An 18,637-nucleotide genomic window follows, 5' to 3' on the forward strand; every position below is an offset into this window, starting at 1 on the left:
GATGCCAGGAGAACGAGCAGCCGGTCACGGAGAGTTCCCGGAGTGCACGGAGAGTTTCGACCGCTATGCCGCCGTGGGCACCCAGTCGGGGAGCGGCTCCGTCCGCTCCACCCACTCGGCGGGCGGCGCCCCCGCCTTCCCCGAGGCGATCACACCGCCCACGATGGCGCAGGTGGTGTCGACGTCACCACCGACCTGGGCCGTCGTCCAGAACGCCTGCTCATAGTCGCCGAGGCTCCTCGCGGCCGACCAGAGGGCGAAGGGCACCGTGTCATGGGCGGTCGTGCGGCGCCCGCAGCCCAGCACGGCCGCGACCGTGGCCGGGTCGCCGTAGTCGAGCATGTCCCGGGCCCGGCGCAGCCCCGCGCCGACCGCGCTCTTCCGCGGCACCAGCTCGATGACCCCGTCGAGGAGAGCCCCGGCGCCCGGCGGTCCGCCCGGCGCGGCGACGAACGCGGCAGCCGCGGCGACAGCCATGGCGCCGACGACGGCCTCGCGATGCTGGTGGGTGGGGTAGGCCGAAATCTCCGCCTGGTGGGTCGCCTGTTCCGGGTCGTCCGCGTACCAGGCGCCCAGCGGGGCGATCCGCATCGCGGCGCCGTTGCCCCAGGACCCCTGCCCCTTGAAAAGCCCGGCGGCGAGCTCCCGCCAGTCGCCGCCCTCACGGATCAGCCGCAGGAGACGGTTGACCGCGGGACCGTAGCCCCGGTCGAAATCGTGGTGCTCGGCGAGGGAACGAGCCAGGGCGTCCTGGTCGATGCGGTGGTGGGCGGCCAGGACGGCGACGACGGAACCCGCCATTTCCGTGTCGTCGGTCCACTGCCACGGTCCGGACGGCACCTCGCGCCGCTTCAGCAGCGGGTAGTTCACCGGCACGAAGTACTGGGAGCCCAGGGCGTCCCCCACGGACAGTCCGAGCAGGGCGGCCAGGGCGCGGTCCAGGCGCGCGTCGCGGGAGGAGTCAGCGGTCATCGCCCTGCCACTCTATCCGGTGATCTCGTACGGCTCGGGATCTCGCCAGCGGTCGAACGGCCGGTCAAGCGTGTACTTCCCGTCGTCTCCCAGAACGAGCATCCGCACCTCGCCGTTCCCCGGGTTCGACAGCGACTCGAACTCGGCGACCGTCCAGTGGAACCACCGCATGCAGAACAGCCGCATGGCCAGGCCGTGGGTCACGATCAGCACGTTCGGCGGGTGGTCGGGGTCCTCGAAGCTGCGGAACAGGCTCTCCAGGAATCCGCCGACCCGGTCATAGACGTCGGCGCCGGACTCGCCCTGGGCGAAGCGGTAGAAGAAGTGGCCGTACGCGTCGCGGTAGGCCTTCTGGAGACGGACCTCGTCCCGGTCCTGCCAGTTGCCCCAGTCCTGCTCGCGCAGCCGGGGCTCCTCGCGGACCCGTATGAGCCCGGGGTCGAGGCGGAAGGCCCGCAGCGTCTCGTGCGTACGGCGGTACGGGGAGACGTAGACGCTGACGCGCTCGTCGCCGAACAGTTCGCGCAACCGGGCGCCGGTCTCCGCCGCCTGCCGCCGGCCGCGCTCGGTCAGCGCCAGGGCGTGGTCGGGTTCACGCTCGTACACGGAGTCATCAACATTGCCCGTTGACTCGCCGTGCCGGACAAGGACGATGCGCCGTGGTCGTGCCATGCCAAAACCCTAGATCGGGTGAGGGTCCGACGAGCACACGTACCGCACCCTTAGAGCGTAGGTCACACAGATCCTGCACCACAGGCCACACATGTCGCACACTCATTCGAGCAAAAACCATCTGTAGAGCGCATTCGCGACAAGCCCCTCGGGATCACACGGAATCACACCGTCCAGCTCGGCTCCATGTCCACGACGTCCCCGGTGAGTGCCGCCACGTCCGCCTCCGTCTGAGCCCTCAGGGCGAGCCGTTCCACGCGTTCGGTGCGGTACTTGCCGTGCTCTGCGGCCGAGCGCCACATCGACAGCACCAGGAACTCGTGCCCCGGCGCCTCGCCGAACAGCCCGCGCACCATCCCCGGCGAGCCGGCCATGGCGGGATTCCAGACCTTCTCCTGCATCAGCACGAAGTGCTCCGCCCGCTCCTCGTGGACCCGGCACAGCGCCACCCGCAGCAGGTCGGCGTCCGCGAAGCGCGGTTCGAAGCCCGTCTTCACGTCGAAGCGGTAGTCGAAGAGTCTGACCTGCGCGTCCTTGAAGGTGCCCGACTGGGCCGACGCGAGCCGGTCATGGGACCGCGCCATGAAGGAGTCGTAGAAGGCACGGCTCTCCCAGAACGCGAAGATGTGTGCCACGTCCGGCCGCCCCCGGCTCCAGCCACCCCCCTGCCCGCGAAACCCCGGCTCCCCCAGAAGCCCCGCCCACTTCCGCTGCCCCCGCTCGAAACCGCGGCGGTCCACCACGGTGCAGCGAATCCACTTGACCAGCACCGCGCCATGGTAAGGCCACGGAGCGTGGCGCCGGTCACTCTCGGCTGGACCGCATCCCCACGCGCGCACCTGCGCGCGTGGCAGGATGGACAAACAGTCGTGAGTGCCCGGCAGTTGGGGCGAACGGGCGGGTCGGTACGGGGAAGGGGACTTGAGTGGACGGGCTCAACAAGGGACTTCGCAAGGTGGAGATCGCGGTGCGGTGGGATCCCAGTCCGGCGGGACAGCCGTCCACCGACCTGGACCTCGTCGCGGCGACCTATCCGGCGGACGATCCGCACGGCGATCCCGCCTACGTGGTGCACTTCGACAGCCGCTCCCCCGACGGCACCATCTACCTCAACCGGGACAGCAAGGACGGCCAGGGCTTCGGCTACGACGAGGTCATGACGCTGGAGCTCGACCGGCTCGACGGCCGGTACGCGCGCGTGGTGGTCGGCGTCGTCATCCAGCAGCGCCCTGCGGAGAGGACCTTCGTCAGCGTGGTCAACCCCGGCCTGCGCATCCGCGAGGGATACGACGTCCTCGCCGAGGACGACTTCGGCGGCGTCCTGGGAGCGACGGCGGCGATCGTCGCGGAGTTCACGCGGGACGGCTCCGGCCCGTGGGCCTTCCGGGCGGGCCTGCGTGGCTTCGAGGGCGACCCGGTGTCCTTCACGAGGACGATGGGCGCGGCGCACCGCCCGTAAGCCCTGCGCCGCTGACGACAAGCCGCGAAGCACAAGTCGGGCACGACGAGAGGGGCACCGTCCGTGGACGGTGCCCCTCTGTCAGCTAGCTGCTCAGGCGCTCGGCATCAGCTGCAGCCGCTGGTCGAGCCGCAGCCCTCGCAGATGTAGCAGGAACCGGCGCGCTGCATCTTCGTACCGCAGGAGAAGCACAGCGGGGCGTCGGCCTGGATGCCCAGCTGCATCTCGACCAGTTCGGCACTGGTGTGGGCCTGCTGCGGGGCGGGCTTGGTCGCCTCGTCGTTCTTCGGCGCGGTGACGGCCTTCAGCTCCTGGGCCCGCGGCGCCGACTGGGCCAGGCCCTCCACGTCGACCTCGTCCTCGTTCGGCTCGTACGAGCCGGTCTCCAGGTGACGCTGACGCTCCTCGGCGGAGTGGATGCCGAGCGCGGACCGCGTCTCGAAGGGCAGGAAGTCCAGCGCCAGGCGGCGGAAGATGTAGTCGACGATCGACTGCGCCATCCGCACGTCCGGGTCGTCCGTCATACCGGCCGGCTCGAAGCGCATGTTCGTGAACTTCGAGACGTACGTCTCCAGGGGCACGCCGTACTGGAGGCCGACGGAGACCGCGATGGAGAAGGCGTCCATCATGCCCGCGAGGGTCGAGCCCTGCTTGGACATCTTCAGGAAGACCTCGCCGAGACCGTCGTCCGGGTAGGAGTTGGCGGTCATGTAGCCCTCGGCGCCGCCGACGGTGAAGGACGTGGTGATGCCGGGACGTCCCTTCGGGAGGCGCTTGCGGACCGGGCGGTACTCGACGACCTTCTCGACCTTGGTCTCGACGACTGCGGGCTCCTCGGCCTTCTTCTCCTCCTTCTTCTTGGCGGAGAGCGGCTGGCCGACCTTGCAGTTGTCGCGGTAGATCGCGAGGGCCTTGACGCCGAGCTTCCATGCCTCGAAGTAGATCTCCTCGACCTCCTCGACGGTCGCCGACTCCGGCATGTTGACCGTCTTGGAGATGGCGCCGGAGATCCAGGGCTGGATCGCGGCCATCATGCGGACGTGACCCATCGGGGAGATGGCCCGCTCGCCCATGGCGCAGTCGAACACCTCGTAGTGCTCGGGCTTGAGACCGGGGGCGTCGATCACATTGCCGTGCTCGGCGATGTGGGCGACGATCGCCTCGATCTGCTCTTCCAGATAGCCCAGGCGGCGCAGGGCCTGCGGGACGGTGCCGTTGACGATCTGCATCGAGCCGCCGCCGACCAGCTTCTTGAACTTGACCAGCGCGAGGTCGGGCTCGACACCGGTGGTGTCGCAGGACATCGCGAGGCCGATGGTGCCGGTCGGGGCGAGCACGGAAGCCTGCGAGTTACGGAAACCGTTCTTCTCACCGATGCGCAGTACGTCGCCCCAGGCCTCGCTGGCGGCGGCCCACACCGGGGTGTCCAGGTCGTCCATGCGGACGGCCTTGTCGTTGGCGTCCGAGTGCTGCTTCATGACGCGCTTGTGGGCGTCGGCGTTGCGGGCGTAGCCGTCGTACGGGCCGACGACCGCGGCCAGTTCGGCGGAGCGGCGGTACGCCGTACCGGTCATCAGGGAGGTGATGGCGCCGGCGAGGGCGCGGCCGCCGTCGGAGTCGTACGCGTGGCCGGTGGCCATCAGCAGGGCGCCGAGGTTGGCGTAGCCGATGCCCAACTGGCGGAACGCGCGCGTGTTCTCGCCGATCTTCTGGGTCGGGAAGTCCGCGAAGCAGATGGAGATGTCCATCGCGGTGATGACGAGCTCGACGACCTTCTGGAAGCGCTCGGCCTCGAAGGACTGGTTGCCCTTGCCGTCGTCCTTCAGGAACTTCATCAGGTTCAGCGAGGCCAGGTTGCAGGACGTGTTGTCCAGGTGCATGTACTCGCTGCACGGGTTCGACGCGGTGATCCGGCCGGACTCGGGGCAGGTGTGCCAGTTGTTGATGGTGTCGTCGTACTGGATGCCGGGGTCGGCGCAGGCCCAGGCGGCCTCGGCGATCTTGCGGAAGAGTGCCTTGGCGTCGACCTCCTCGATGACCTCGCCGGTCATCCGGCCGCGCAGCCCGAACTGACCGCCCTGCTCGACCGCCGTCATGAACTCGTCGTTCACACGGACGGAGTTGTTGGCGTTCTGGTACTGGACGGACGTGATGTCGTCGCCGCCCAGGTCCATGTCGAAGCCCGCGTCGCGCAGGACGCGGATCTTCTCCTCTTCCTTGACCTTGGTCTCGATGAAGTCCTCGATGTCCGGGTGGTCGACGTCGAGGACGACCATCTTGGCGGCGCGGCGGGTGGCGCCACCGGACTTGATCGTTCCTGCGGAGGCGTCGGCTCCGCGCATGAAGGAGACGGGACCGGAGGCGTTGCCACCGGAGGACAGCAGCTCCTTGGAGGAGCGGATCCGGGAGAGGTTCAGGCCGGCGCCGGAGCCGCCCTTGAAGATCATGCCCTCTTCCTTGTACCAGTCGAGGATCGACTCCATGGAGTCGTCGACGGACAGGATGAAGCAGGCGGAGACCTGCTGGGGCTGCTTGGTGCCGACGTTGAACCAGACGGGGCTGTTGAAGCTGAAGATCTGGTGCAGGAGGGCGTACGCCAGCTCGTGCTCGAAGATCTCGGCGTCGGCGGGCGAGGCGAAGTACTTGTGGTCCTCTCCGGCCTTCCGGTACGTCTTCACGATGCGGTCGATCAGCTGCTTCAGGCTGGTCTCGCGCTGCGGGGTGCCCACGGCACCGCGGAAGTACTTGCTGGTGACGATGTTGACCGCGTTCACCGACCAGAAGTCGGGGAACTCGACGCCGCGCTGCTCGAAGTTGACCGAGCCGTCGCGCCAGTTGGTCATGACGACGTCACGGCTTTCCCAGGCCACCTCGTCATAGGGGTGGACCCCAGGGGTGGTGTGGATGCGCTCGACACGCAGGCCCTTGCTCGCCTTGGTGCTCCTGGCGCGGGAACTCCGTGCCGGACCGCTCGCCGTCTCTGTCATGCCGCCTCCCTGTACGGGCGAAAACGCCCTGAAGTGCCCCGTTGTTCCCGTGGCACGGTGTTCTGTCTGGTGTTGCGGGCACTCACTCACATCGCCCGCAACAGGTCTTCACATCGCCGCCGCCCGGCCGGGCCCGGAGCTGCCGTCCGGGTCCGGCCCGCCGGTCAGTCGGCGGCGCCTGCGGGCTCGGGGACCTGTGCCGTCCCTCCGGGCCCGCGGTCGTCTTCCTGGCTCCCCGCGGCCGTGTCCTCGCGGTCGCCGTCGTCCGCGTCGGGGTCGTCCGCGTCGGGGCGTCCCGTCTCTTCTCTGAGCTCCGCGATGGCCGCCTCGAAGTCCTCGAGCGAGTCGAACGCCCGGTAGACGGAGGCGAAGCGCAGATAGGCGACGAGGTCGAGCTCCTGCAGCGGGCCGAGTATGGCCAGCCCCACGTCGTGGGTGGTCAGCTCGGCGCTTCCGGTGGCCCGCACCGCCTCCTCGACCCGCTGCCCGAGCTGGGCGAGCGCGTCCTCGGTGACGGGCCGCCCCTGGCACGCCTTGCGGACACCGTTGATGATCTTCGTGCGACTGAAGGGCTCGGTGACCCCGGACCGCTTCACCACCATGAGCGAGCACGTCTCCACGGTCGTGAAACGACGGGAGCAGTCAGGGCACTGGCGGCGCCTGCGGATCGACGTGCCGTCGTCGGTCGTACGACTGTCGACCACACGGCTGTCGGGGTGCCTGCAGAAGGGGCAGTGCATGAACTCCAACCCTCCTCACAGCAGACTCGATAGCCTCGTGGGCCTCTTTCGCCTCACGAAGCAGCCCCAAGCATAGGCGATGACCATGGGCGCCAAGACCCGGGGGACCACAACTTCTGGGCTGCTGCTGCAATCCAACCACTACATGTGGGGATTGGCTCATACATCGACGCAGTGCGCGCGTGTCGCGCGAGGAGGCGCAGGTAGCGCGCGGCGGACGAAGTCGCACGGTCCGCGTACACCTTCCGGGGTGCCGCCACCCACGCCATCATCCGGGCGCGCCCACACCCCTTCGTGCACAGCAGTATCGCTACGGCACATGCGGAGATACCGTGGGCGCCGCGAGGAGGGGACGTGGGACTCCCGCACAGATGAGCACTGGCCCCGGGGCAGGGGGATGCCGGATGGCAGACTGGGGCAACAGTCCGCGAGGCGATCACCCCGGCGGTGAAGAGTACAGCAATGGGCCCTTTTGCCCGCCAGGCGGCGCGCCTGCCAATACACCCGGACACATGATCGCGTCCGATGATTCGCGTTTTTTCACTCGAACGTGTGTTTGGCGCAACCTTTCGAAAGCAACTACCGTTGGCTAGCAGGGAGACCATCGAGAGGGGCCGACGTGACCACCACCGCAGACAGTGCCGCCATCACTGCCCAGGACCGCTCCCAGGGCCGACTGGAGCCGGTGCATGCGATGAACGAAGCCACGAACCCTGAGGGGCACAAGCGCTCCCTGCCGGGCCGACCTCCCGGCATCCGGGCGGACAGCTCGGGCCTCACCGACCGCCAGCGCCGCGTGATCGAGGTCATCAGGGACTCCGTGCAGCGGCGTGGCTACCCGCCGTCCATGCGCGAGATCGGCCAGGCAGTCGGCCTCTCCAGCACCTCTTCCGTGGCACACCAGCTGATGGCACTGGAGCGCAAGGGCTTCCTGCGCCGCGACCCGCACCGCCCGCGTGCCTACGAGGTGCGCGGTTCCGACCAGGCCGCCTCGGTGCAGCCCACGGACACCGCGGGCAAGCCGGCCGCGTCCTACGTCCCGCTGGTCGGCCGCATCGCCGCCGGTGGCCCGATCCTCGCCGAGGAATCCGTCGAGGACGTGTTCCCCCTCCCCCGCCAGCTCGTCGGCGACGGTGAGCTGTTCGTCCTGAAGGTCGTCGGCGACTCCATGATCGAGGCCGCGATCTGCGACGGCGACTGGGTCACGGTGCGCCGCCAGCCGGTCGCCGAGAACGGCGACATCGTGGCCGCCATGCTCGACGGGGAAGCCACCGTCAAGCGCTTCAAGCGCGAGGACGGCCATGTCTGGCTGCTGCCGCACAACGCGGCGTACGAGCCGATCCCCGGCGACGACGCGACCATCCTCGGCAAGGTGGTGGCCGTACTGCGCCGCGTCTGACGCGCGACCTCTGCCGCCGCGCGCCGCGTCGGGCGGGCCCCAGTCGGCCCGCCCCCTGACCGGACCCCGGAACCCCTGCGCCGGTTCCGGGGTCCTGCGCTGTCCGGGCGGGCCTGTGCCCCGGGGCGCCCCGCCTTCAGGGTCGGTCTGCGCCTCGCCGCCGCCGACCGACTCCGAGGCTCATCCGGCTTCCGCCTGTTTCGCCGCAGCGTCGATCGCCGCCAGCGACTTCCGCACCTGGTTACGGTCCGTCGTGAACCAGAAGTCGGGCAGTGACGCCTTGAGATAGCCGCCGTAACGGGCCGTCGCCAGACGCTGGTCCAGGACGGCGACCACGCCGCGGTCACCCGACGCCCGTACGAGGCGGCCGGCGCCCTGGGCCATCAGGAGGGCGGCATGGGTCGCGGCGACCGCCATGAAGCCGTTGCCGCCCGCCTCCTCCACGGCCTTCTGGCGAGCGCTCATCAGGGGGTCGTCCGGGCGCGGGAACGGGATCTTGTCCATGACGACCAGCTGGCAACTAGGCCCAGGCACGTCCACGCCCTGCCACAGCGACAGTGTGCCGAAGAGGCAGGTCTTCGGGTCGGCCGCGAAGTTCTTGATGAGCTCACCGAGCGTCTCCTCCCCTTGGAGGAGGATCGGGTATTCAGGGATCCGGGAGCGCAGTTCCTCGGCGGCCACCTGGGCGCCGCGCATGGAGGAGAACAGGCCCAGGGTGCGGCCGCCGGCCGCCTGGATCAGCTCCGTGAGCTCGTCGAGCATGTCCGCACGGTCGCCGTCCCGCGCCGGACGCGCCAGGTGCTTGGCGACGTACAGGATGCCCTGCTTGCGGTAGTCGAACGGCGAGCCGACGTCGATGCCCTTCCACTGCGGGACGTCATCGCCCTCGGTGCCCTCGGGAGCGAGACCCAGCGAGGCGCCGACGCCGTTGAAGTCGCCGCCCAGCTTGAGCGTCGCGGACGTCAGGACCACGGAGCGGTCGGCGAAGAGCTTCTCCCGCAGCAGCCCCGAGACGGACATCGGGGCGACGCGCAGGGAGGCACCGAAGCGGTCGTGGCGCTCGTACCAGACGACGTCCCATTCGGAGCCGTTCGTGATCCGCTCCGCCACGTCGTGCACGTTCTCCACGGAGGCCAGGGCCTGTTTGCGGACCGCGTCCTCGTCCTGGACGGACTTGTCGCGGGTCGTGCCGATCGCGGAGATGACCGTGCGGCACGCGTCGCGCAGCGCCATGAGCGCGTACGAGAGGTCCTCGGGGATCTCCTCCAGACGGCCCGGCAGCGCCAGCTCCATCAGCCGTTCGAAACCCTCGGCGGCGGTCTGGAGCTGGTCGGCGGCCTTCTCGTTGGCGAGTTTCGCGGCGCGGCGCACCGCGCGGTTGACCTGGCCGGGGGTGAGCTCGCCGGTGGCGACACCGGTGACACGGGAGACGAGTTCATGGGCCTCGTCGACGATCAGCACCTCATGCTGCGGCAGGACAGGGGCGCCCTCGATCGCGTCGATCGCGAGCAGCGCGTGGTTCGTGACGACGACCTCGGAGAGCTTGGCCCGCTCGCGGGCCATCTCGGCGAAGCACTCCGCGCCGTAGGCGCACTTCGACGCCCCCAGGCACTCTCGCGACGACACCGACACCTGGGCCCAGGCCCGGTCCGAGATACCGGGCGTGAGGTCGTCACGGTCGCCGGTCTCCGTCTCGTCGGCCCAGTCACGCACCCGCAGCAGGTCCTGACCCAGCTTGCTGGTGGGCGCGGCCGCCTCGAACTGGTCGAACAGGCCCTCCTCCTCGTCCTGCGGAACACCCTCGTGCAGGCGGTGCAGACACAGGTAGTTCGACCGGCCCTTGAGCATCGCGAACTCCGGGCGGCGGCGCAGCAGGGGGTGCAGCGACTCGACCGTTCTCGGCAGGTCGCGTTCCACCAGCTGGCGCTGCAGGGCCAAGGTGGCGGTCGCGACGACCACACGCTCCCCGTGCGCGAGCGCGGGCACCAGGTAGCCCAGCGACTTGCCGGTACCGGTGCCGGCCTGGACCAGCAGGTGGGAGCCGTCGTCGATCGCCTCCGCGACGGCTTCGGCCATGGCCACCTGGCCGGGGCGCTCCGTACCGCCGACGGCAGTGACGGCAGCGTGCAGGAGTTCGGGGAGTGAGGGCTTCGTCATAGCGCGACCACCCTACGACCCGGCACTGACAAACGGGCGATCAAGGCGGGGACAGGGGACGGGATCAAGACCGTGGACTCCTCGATGGTGGTGGGGACGGGTGGGCGGACAGGTGGCCGGGCCTGTGGTTCGCGCGAGATGTGCGGGGACAGTTGAGCGGGAGGGCGTCCTCCTCGGAGATGCGGTGGTTTCGCAAGCGGCTCGAAAAATCGAGGTAGAGATTCGTGCGGTCGGCGGGAACTGCCGCGACGCCGCCCGCGTTCAATGAGTGATGACGCGGTGACACAGCGCTACAACAGATGCCGGAGGGCCCGGTCTCGGACCATGAGGGCGGCCCGCTTGGCGGGCAGGTCGACCTCGGCGGAGAACCGGAAGCCGGCGGTCAGGAAGGCAGCGATGGAGGGGGTGTTGCGAATGTCGGGTTCCGCGATGACGCGTGCACAGGAGGGCCGCCGCGCCAGAACCAGATCCGCCACGGCCCTGAGCAGCAGACCGCCGACGCCACGCCCCCGGTCGGCGACCGCCCCCACCAGGAGATGCACTCCCGTGTCGTGAGGCCGGACAGGATAGTGACGGGCCAGCGGGTCCAGATCCGCCCGGTAGATCTCCCAGTAGCTCATGGGCGTGCCGTCCAGCACCCCGATGCACGGCACGCTGCGCCCGTCGCCGGCGAGCTGGGCCCGCAGGTGGTCCTCGGTCACGCCCTGCGGTCCGGAGAGCTCCCAGAACGCCGCGGTGGCGGGGTCGTTCATCCAGCGGCTGATGAGCGGCAGATCCCGTTCCACACGCACGGGGACGAGGTGGAAGACGCCCACGGTTGTCTCGGCCGGCCCCCAGTCGGCGACGCGGTCCAGGAGGTCGTCGTGGTGCCGGAGGGCTGGGCGGACGGACAGGTGCCGGTGCGGGGTGCCTGAGGCGGAGGGCTGTGCGGTGCCCTGGTCCCACCGCCGTGCTCTGTGGCCGTCCGGCTCCTCACCCGCGATGAGGGCGAGGAGTTCGTCCGGGAGCCGCAGATCCATGGTGTCCTCGCCGTGCTCGCCCGTACGGGGATCCGTGCCGGTGCTGGGCCCGACCGCATCGGCGGGCTCAACGGCGGGCGCGATACCGCCTGCGGCCATGACACGGGCGGCGGTGTCGGTTTCGCCACGTGTACGGGTTTCGCCACCGGTATCGGTAGCGGTACCGGCCGTCGGATCGGCGGGTAGATCGGCGGGCAGCACCAAGCGCTCCTCTCAGAAAAGGACTGGGGCATCTCCTCGGCGAGGAAGGAGGTCGGTTGCCGTCAAGGACGGTCAGGCTGGTCAGGGTGGTCAGGAATGCAGGGGGTTGGCGATGGTGACGTAGACGGACTGGGTGTCGACCGGGCCGACGAGTTCGTCCAGGCCGTGCAGCCGGGTCAGCAGGTTGGCCTTGCAGCGCAGGACGGGTGAGTCGAGCAACAGGGCGGGCAGCGAGGTGCGCAACCTGGCCGGACCGGAGGCGGCCCGTACGAGGAAACCGCGGAAGGCGGCGAGCAGCAGCCGTTCGTCGGCCAGTTGCTGGGATCCGAATGCGCCGATGAGGCCGAGCACGTTGTTGACGGCGAGGTAGTACGCGAGGCGCTCGTCGATGACCTCGTCGCAGACGAACGTGTCGCTCTGCTCACCGACTCCGGGCAGCCGGGCGTCGAGGTCCGCGCGCCGCGACTCCCGGAAGTAGTAGCCCTGGTTGTCGCGGTAGCGGCCGCCCGTGGGCCAGCCGTCGGCGTCCAGCAGGAGCAGGGTGTTCTGCTGGTGGGCCTCCAGGGCGATGCCGGCCTCGCCATCCAGCCACAGGACGGGGCGCACGACGTGTTCGAGGTAGCGCAGGAACCACTCGGCGGCTACGGCTCCACCAGGGCGGCCGGTCCTGCGGGCGAGGCCGGTGACGACCTCGCCCAGCCGGGACGACAGGAAGGGGGCCGGACGGTCAGGGGAGCACGGGCGCGGCGAGACGAGGCCGGCGATGCAGGAGACGTCGTCGGCAGGGCTGAACGGGTTGTGGCGGATCACCACGTCCAGCCCGGGCAACGGGGCACCGTCGGGGCCGTCGACAGCGAGCCAGGCCGGGTCGCGCACAATGTCGAAGTCCGGATGCACGGCGCGCCACTGCTGCGCGAGGCCGCCGCGGAGCAGGCGGTGGACCTCGACACCGCGGTGGAGTTCCTTGCGGAGGTTGTCGCGGCGGGAGTTGGTGATGCGCAGGCCCAGCGACAGTTTGAGCATCGCGGGGGCGCCGGAGCGGTAGACGGTGCGTACGGAGGAGGTGGGGTGCCAGGGAGTGCCGTGGGGGCCGAGGTCGCGGAGCAGTCCGCTGTCCAGCAGGGCGGCTGTCTCGGGGCGGTGCCGGACTTCGTGCGCCTGCCAGGGGTGCAGGGGCAGTGGGACGTAGCCGTCCGGCAGCGGCAGTCCGGTCCCGGCCAGGCGTGCGGTGAGCCGGGGTGCGGCGACAGGGCGGCCGCGTTCGGTCCAGGAGGAGTCGGTGGCGAGGACGGACGGGGCGACGGCCATCCAGTGCAGGGGAAAGGAGCCGCGCAGTTCGGGTGAGTACCGCCGGGCTTCGGCCTCGGAGAGTCCTTCACGACTCTTCGGGGCCGGGTGCAGGGGGTGTCCGAGGACGAGTGCCTGTTCGGCGGCCAGGAAGAGGTCGGGGGCGTCGGCCGGGTGTTCCCGGCGGTCGCGGACGAACGTGGCGACTCGGCGGTGTGAGTCGGCGACCTTCGCGACGAGGTCGGTGACCTCGCCGGCGGCCGGGTCCGAGTCGGAGTCCGACTCGGCCGGGAGACCGGTCGGGTGGGTGTCGCCGGTGCCGGAAGGGCGGGCGGCCGCCACCCGCGCCTGGTCCCTGGCCGGAAGACTGGCCGCGCGGGCATCGCGGGTATCACTGACGTCGGACGCGCACGACGGCCCGGTCACCGCCCGAGTCCTGGACGAAGTGAGCGCCTCCCTGCCAAGCAGGGCGGCGACCGTGGCGGCGTCGGCCGGCGGGGCGTGGTCGCAGGCGTCGGCCAGACGAGGAAGGCCGAAACGGTGCCAGCCCGTCGGGGACCAGTAGCGGACCGGCGCGAGGAGGGTGGTGCCGCTGGCGGGAAGGGGGATGCGGAGAAGGCCGTCGGTGGGGGCTGGCAGGCCGGTCTCACGGGTCCAGCAGCGCAGCAGGTTCTCCGTGGCTGCCGCCTGGGCGGCGACGTCCGGGTCGGGGTGGTCCAGGAGGTCGGGGCTGGCGCCGGCACCCCTGCCCTCGGGGGGAGGCGCCGCAGACCCCTGGCGGGGAACCGCGGAGGCCACCGACGTCTCCGGCGTCCGGGCGTCGAAGGGGCCTGCTCCCCGCGTCGCGGCATGGGCGTCGAGCTCAGGGGTGGCGTTCAAGTCGGTTACCTCGTGGGGTGGTTCCTGATCGTGCGGTCGGGGTCTGCGCGCCGAAGGGTCGCGACCTGGTGCAGCATGGGGAGCGCGAAGTCTCATGACGCGGTCGCTCATGCGTGAACTCGCGCGGAGAAGAAGCTCACTCGCGGATGCCGCGCGGCTGCCGCAGGACCTCACGGCACCGAGCCGCGGCGCGGACGGCGTCGGTCAGCCGGTCCAGCACGGCGACCGCCTGTTCGTCGGTGATCGTCAGGGGCGGCAGCAGTCGTACGACGCTCGCGTAACGACCGCCGAGTCCGACGATGAGGCCGCGCCGCAGGCACTCCCGCTGAACTTCGGCCGCCAGGTCGGGGGCGGCGGGACGCGGCCGGCGCAAGGCGTCCGCCATCACCGGCGGATCCCCTTCACCGTCTCCCTCAGCCCCGGCCAGTCGCCCGGCTCCCAGCTCCCTCTCCGAATCCCCCGGACCCTCCGAATCCACCAGACCCTCCGGATCCACCAGCTCGACGCCGATCATCAGTCCCCGCCCCCGGACATCCCCCACGCACGGGAACTCCTGGGTCAGCTCCTGGAGTTGGGCGAGCATGCGAGCGCCGAGTGTCGCCGCGCGCTCGGCGAGACGGTTCTCCCGGACGTGGGCGAGGGTCGCCGTGCCGGCGGCCATGGCGAGCTGGTTGCCACGGAAGGAGCCGGCGTGGGCGCCGGGTTCCCAGGTGTCGAGGTCGTCGCGGTAGACGACGACGGCCAGCGGCAGGCTGCCCCCGATGGCCTTGGAGAGGACCATCACGTCGGGGGTCACGCCGCTGTGGTCGACGGCCCAGAAGGCGCCGGTCCGTCCGACGCCCGTGTGGACCTCGTCGACGATCAGCGGGACGGACCGGTCGGCCGTGAGCTGTCGCATGCGCCGCAGCCAGGCGTCCGGTGCGGGGATCACCCCGCCCTCGCTCTGGACGGGCTCGACGATCATCCCCGCGGGGAGCGGCACGCCGGAGCCGGGGTCGTCGAGCACGGATTCGGTCCAGCGGGCGGCGAGGTCGGCCCCGCGTTCGCCTCCGACGCCGAAGGGGCAGCGGTAGTCCTGCGGGTAGGGCAGGCGGACGATCTGGTCGGGGGCGTCGGCGGACGCGGCGAGCGGCTCGGGGCCCCTGCCGTGGCCGGCGCCGGTGAAGGTGACGAGGCCGGTCCGCCCGGTCGCCGTGCGCACGAGTTGGCGGGCGGTCTCCATGGCGTCGCTGCCGGCCGGTCCGCAGAACCGCACGCGGGCCCGGCCGGCGAGCTCCGGCGGCAGGGTGTGGAACAGCTCGGTGATGAAGGCGTCCTTGACGGGGGTGGCGAGGTCGAGGACGTTCAGGGGCGCGCCGGAGTCGAGGACCTTGCGGATGGCGTCCAGCACGACCGGGTGGTTGTGCCCGAGGGCGAGCGTGCCGTCGCCCGAGAGGCAGTCCAGGTAGCGGCGGCCGTCCGCGCCCTCGATGGTGAGCCCCCGCGCCCGTACCGGCACGATCGGCAGGGCCCGGGCGTAGGTCCGGGCCGCGGACTCGCGCGCGGACTGGCGGCGCAGGATTCCCTCGTGCGCGGAGCGCGCACCGGGTGCGGTGTCGTCGACGGCACCGTCATGGAGGCCCTTCACCGGCACCCGCCCCACAGTGGCCTCCTGCGACGCGCATCCCCCCTGGGTGGATTCCGCCACGACTTCCCTGACCTCCCACTGGGCACGGGCACAGAAGGGCCGCGTACGGACAGCAGGACCCCCACCGCTACCAACCCCGGACCGCTCACGCGGTTACGGGTTGCCTCAAGATCCTTTCCGTGACGGAACTGTTGCTGTTCCGTCGGGCCTCCCCCACAGCCAGCCCATAGGGTGTGGTGCCGTTCCCGGACGCGGTGAGTCGGCCCGAAGTCCCCGTGCAGCGGTGGAAACGACGACCGAAGCGCCGGTTTCGTCCATGTTCGTCAATGTCAGGGGGAGTCAGATCATGCGATCCACACGGCCGTCGTCCACCACCAGCCGAGGGGGGAGGGCGCGCCGCAGGAACTCCCCCGTGCTGGCCGCCCTGGCGCTCACCTCGGCGCTCGCGCTGACCGCCACCGCGTGTGAGTCGGGGGACGTTGCGGCGGGCGGGGAAGCCTCCGCGTCCGCCACCGCCTCCGACGACGGCAAGCTCAGGATCCCGGACGACATCAGGGACCGGCTCCGTGAGCACGGGATCGACATCGACAAGTGGAAGAACGGCGCCTGGAAGAACTGGGACCGCGACGACTGGCTGCGCGAGGCCCACGAGTACATCAACCCCATCATCGAGGGGCTGTGGGACCCGGACCGCATGCGCGAGGCCGAGGAGCCCGACCAGGGCGTCGACGACAGCGACCTCTCGGGTGACCAGGGCGTCACCGACCCGACGCCCGAGCCGGTCGAGGCGCAGGCGGTGCCGCCGTCGTACCACGCCGCCGTTCCCACGGCCGGGAAGGTGTTCTTCGACTCCCCCAAGGGCTCGGCCGTCTGCTCGGCGACGGTGGTGCAGGACCCGGCCCACCCGGGCAAGTCCAACCTGGTGTGGACGGCGGGGCACTGTGTGCACGCGGGCAAGAAGGGCGGCTGGTACCGCAACATCGCGTTCGTGCCGTCGTACAACGACGACGGCAAGTCGGTCGCGGAGCTGGAGAACGCCACCCGCGAGGACGTCGCGCCGTACGGCGTCTGGTGGGGTGACTGGGCGCAGACCTCGGACCAGTGGATCGAGCAGGGCGGTTCGACGGGCGGGGACGGCGCTCCGTACGACTTCGCGGTGATCCACGTGACGCCGGAGAAGGGCAGCGGCGGCAAGTCCCTGGAGGAGACGGTCGGTTCGGCGCTGCCGGTGGACTTCAAGGCTCCCTCCGTGCCGAAGGTCGGCAGTGTCACGGCGATCGGCTACCCGGCCGCGCCTCCGTACGACGGGCAGAAGCTGTACCGGTGCCAGGACCGGCCCGGCCGGCTGTCGGTCACCGCGTCGGATCCGACGATGTACCGCATCGGCTGCACCATGACCGGCGGTTCGTCGGGCGGCGGCTGGGTCGCGGCGGGCGCGGACGGCAAGCCGGCGCTGGTGTCCAACACCTCGATCGGCCCGGTGACGTCGGGCTGGCTGGCCGGACCGCGGCTGGGTGAGGCCGCGAAGGGCGTGTACGACTCGGTGAGCGAGAAGTTCGCGGGCCGGTGAGCGCGGGCTGAACACCACGGCGGCCGATGAGCGCCGGTTGAACCCCTCGGCGGGCCGGGTAGCGCCTGCCGGGCGTGTCGCGGTGGGACGGCGCCCGGCGCATCGGCAACGCGCCGGGCGCCCTCGTGCGGGAACGCGCCCGGCGCCTCACACCGGCGTCACGCCCGGCACCCTCTGAACGCCCCCCGGCTCACGGAAACCTTCACCACGCCACCGCGGTTCACCCTCAACTCCACGGGCATAGTGGGGTGTCGCGCCGGGCCTCCGAGCCCCGACGGCACGCGCATGCCATGCGCACGCTGCAGCCCGTGCACATGCAGCACCCATACACACGCAGTACCCATGCATACGCAGCACTCATGCATACGCAGCACTGGATACACACGCACCAACGGGGGTCATCGCACCATGCGTTCCACACGTACGCCCGCGGCACCGAGGCGCGGGCGGCGTACCGCGTTCGCCGCGACCGGGCTCGTCGCAGCCCTGGCGCTCACCGCCACCGCCTGCGGCGGTTCGGCGGACCCGGCGAGCGACAAGCCCGACGCCACCAGCTCGCAGGCCGCCGCGGACCGCGGCGGCAAGGTACGGATCCCGGCCGACCTCGCGGGCAAGCTCAAGGAGCACGGCATCGACGTCGACCGGTGGAAGGACGGCGGCTGGAAGGACTGGGACAAGGACAAGTGGCTCAGCGAGGCCAAGGACTTCGTCAACCCGGTGATCGAGGGCCTCTGGAAGCCGGACCGGATGCGGTCCGCCGAGGAGGCGAACAAGACGGTCACGACGAAGGACGCGTCCGCCGGCCAGGGCGTCAGCGACCCGGACCCGGCACCCGTCCAGGCACAGGCCGAGAAGACGCCGTACCACCGCAACGCGGCGCCGGTCGGGAAGGTCTTCTTCGACTCCCCCGACGGCCCGGCGGTCTGCTCGGGCACGGTCGTCAAGGACGTCAACCACCCCGGCAAGTCCAACCTGGTGTGGACGGCGGGCCACTGCGTGCACGCCGGCGGCAACGGCGGCTGGTACCGCAACATCATGTTCGTCCCGGCCTACAACGACCTCGGCAAGTCCGAGGCCGAGCTGAGCAACGCGAACCCGGCCGAGATCGCCCCGTACGGCAATTGGTGGGCGGACTGGGCGTCGACCTCGAACCAGTGGATCCAGGGTGGTTCGGAGACCGGCGGTGACGGCGCCGCCTACGACTACGCCGTGCTCCACGTGAAGCCCGAGCAGGGCGCGAAGTCCCTGGAGGAGACGGTCGGCGCCGCGCTGGACGTGGACTTCTCCGCCCCGTCCGCCGCCGAGGCGGCCGAGATGGGCGCCTGGGGCTACCCGGCCGCGCCGCCCTACAACGGCCTGAAGATGTTCAAGTGCGTGGACGTCCCCGGCCGGTTCTCGCTCTCCCCGGCCCTGCCGACGATGTACCGCATCGGCTGCACGATGACCGGCGGTTCGTCCGGCGGCGGCTGGTTCCGGGTGATGGACGGCAAATCCGTGCTGGTCTCCAACACCTCGATCGGCCCGGCCGACAACAGCTGGCTGGCGGGCCCGCAGCTGGGCCGGGACGCCGAGGCGCTGTACCAGAACATGAGCAGGACGTACGGCGGTCGCTGACCGGAACGTGCCGAAGGCCCGCCCCCTGCGGACAGGGAGCGGGCCTTCTCACAT

At 70.6% G+C, this 18,637-nt stretch carries 13 protein-coding genes; 4 read left to right on the forward strand and 9 right to left on the reverse strand.

Features of this window, described 5'->3' with window-relative positions; genetic code table 11:
- Window positions 1–63: 63 nt before the first annotated feature.
- The 3 genes from ABZ948_RS20010 to ABZ948_RS20020 form a co-directional block, all read right to left on the reverse strand.
- Window positions 64–972, reverse strand: coding sequence for an ADP-ribosylglycohydrolase family protein (locus ABZ948_RS20010; RefSeq protein WP_359761306.1), 909 nt, complete (start codon window positions 970–972; stop codon window positions 64–66).
- Between the two features lie 12 nt (window positions 973–984).
- On the reverse strand, window positions 985–1,644 hold the full coding sequence (locus tag ABZ948_RS20015) for a histidine phosphatase family protein (RefSeq protein WP_359761308.1): 660 nt from the start codon (window positions 1,642–1,644) through the stop codon (window positions 985–987).
- A 164-nt stretch (window positions 1,645–1,808) separates the two neighbouring features.
- Window positions 1,809–2,414: a YdbC family protein gene (locus ABZ948_RS20020; protein WP_359761310.1), complete on the reverse strand. Its 606-nt coding sequence runs from the start codon at window positions 2,412–2,414 to the stop codon at window positions 1,809–1,811.
- A 155-nt stretch (window positions 2,415–2,569) separates the two neighbouring features.
- Between ABZ948_RS20020 and ABZ948_RS20025 the strand changes: the two genes are divergently transcribed.
- The gene (locus ABZ948_RS20025; protein ID WP_359761312.1) at window positions 2,570–3,103 is read left to right on the forward strand and encodes a TerD family protein; all 534 of its coding nucleotides are present in this window, start codon (window positions 2,570–2,572) and stop codon (window positions 3,101–3,103) included.
- A 107-nt stretch (window positions 3,104–3,210) separates the two neighbouring features.
- On the opposite strand, the gene ABZ948_RS20030 is transcribed toward ABZ948_RS20025, so the two are convergent.
- Together ABZ948_RS20030 and nrdR are read right to left on the reverse strand one after the other, a co-directional pair.
- Window positions 3,211–6,090, reverse strand: coding sequence for a vitamin B12-dependent ribonucleotide reductase (locus ABZ948_RS20030; RefSeq protein ID WP_359761313.1), 2,880 nt, complete (start codon window positions 6,088–6,090; stop codon window positions 3,211–3,213).
- A 164-nt stretch (window positions 6,091–6,254) separates the two neighbouring features.
- Window positions 6,255–6,830 carry a transcriptional regulator NrdR gene (nrdR, locus tag ABZ948_RS20035; RefSeq protein ID WP_359761315.1) on the reverse strand — a complete coding sequence of 192 codons (576 nt, stop codon included), beginning with the start codon at window positions 6,828–6,830 and terminating at the stop codon, window positions 6,255–6,257.
- A gap of 619 nt (window positions 6,831–7,449) precedes the next feature.
- Here nrdR and lexA point away from each other — a divergent pair.
- Window positions 7,450–8,229 (forward strand): transcriptional repressor LexA, encoded by a 780-nt coding sequence (gene lexA / locus ABZ948_RS20040; RefSeq protein WP_030845416.1) that lies wholly within the window; start codon window positions 7,450–7,452, stop codon window positions 8,227–8,229.
- A gap of 180 nt (window positions 8,230–8,409) precedes the next feature.
- On the opposite strand, the gene ABZ948_RS20045 is transcribed toward lexA, so the two are convergent.
- The 4 genes from ABZ948_RS20045 to ABZ948_RS20060 form a co-directional block, all read right to left on the reverse strand.
- Window positions 8,410–10,386, reverse strand: coding sequence for an ATP-dependent DNA helicase (locus ABZ948_RS20045; RefSeq protein ID WP_359761317.1), 1,977 nt, complete (start codon window positions 10,384–10,386; stop codon window positions 8,410–8,412).
- 290 nt (window positions 10,387–10,676) lie between these two features.
- A complete protein-coding gene (locus ABZ948_RS20050; protein WP_435857538.1) occupies window positions 10,677–11,504 on the reverse strand; it encodes a GNAT family N-acetyltransferase in 828 nt (275 codons plus the stop codon).
- Between the two features lie 192 nt (window positions 11,505–11,696).
- Window positions 11,697–13,772: an IucA/IucC family protein gene (locus ABZ948_RS20055; RefSeq protein WP_435857539.1), complete on the reverse strand. Its 2,076-nt coding sequence runs from the start codon at window positions 13,770–13,772 to the stop codon at window positions 11,697–11,699.
- A 136-nt stretch (window positions 13,773–13,908) separates the two neighbouring features.
- Window positions 13,909–15,414 (reverse strand): aminotransferase class III-fold pyridoxal phosphate-dependent enzyme, encoded by a 1,506-nt coding sequence (locus ABZ948_RS20060; protein WP_435857540.1) that lies wholly within the window; start codon window positions 15,412–15,414, stop codon window positions 13,909–13,911.
- A 331-nt stretch (window positions 15,415–15,745) separates the two neighbouring features.
- Here ABZ948_RS20060 and ABZ948_RS20065 point away from each other — a divergent pair, with 331 nt between their 5' ends.
- The gene (locus ABZ948_RS20065) at window positions 15,746–16,969 is read left to right on the forward strand and encodes a trypsin-like serine peptidase (RefSeq protein WP_359761319.1); all 1,224 of its coding nucleotides are present in this window, start codon (window positions 15,746–15,748) and stop codon (window positions 16,967–16,969) included.
- Between the two features lie 408 nt (window positions 16,970–17,377).
- Complete coding sequence (locus tag ABZ948_RS20070) at window positions 17,378–18,583, forward strand: trypsin-like serine peptidase (protein ID WP_359761321.1); 1,206 nt, start codon at window positions 17,378–17,380, stop codon at window positions 18,581–18,583.
- The last annotated feature ends 54 nt before the right edge of the window (window positions 18,584–18,637 follow it).

The organism is Streptomyces olindensis, assembly GCF_040645895.1.
In the GTDB taxonomy this organism is placed as follows: Bacteria; Actinomycetota; Actinomycetes; order Streptomycetales; family Streptomycetaceae; genus Streptomyces; species Streptomyces olindensis.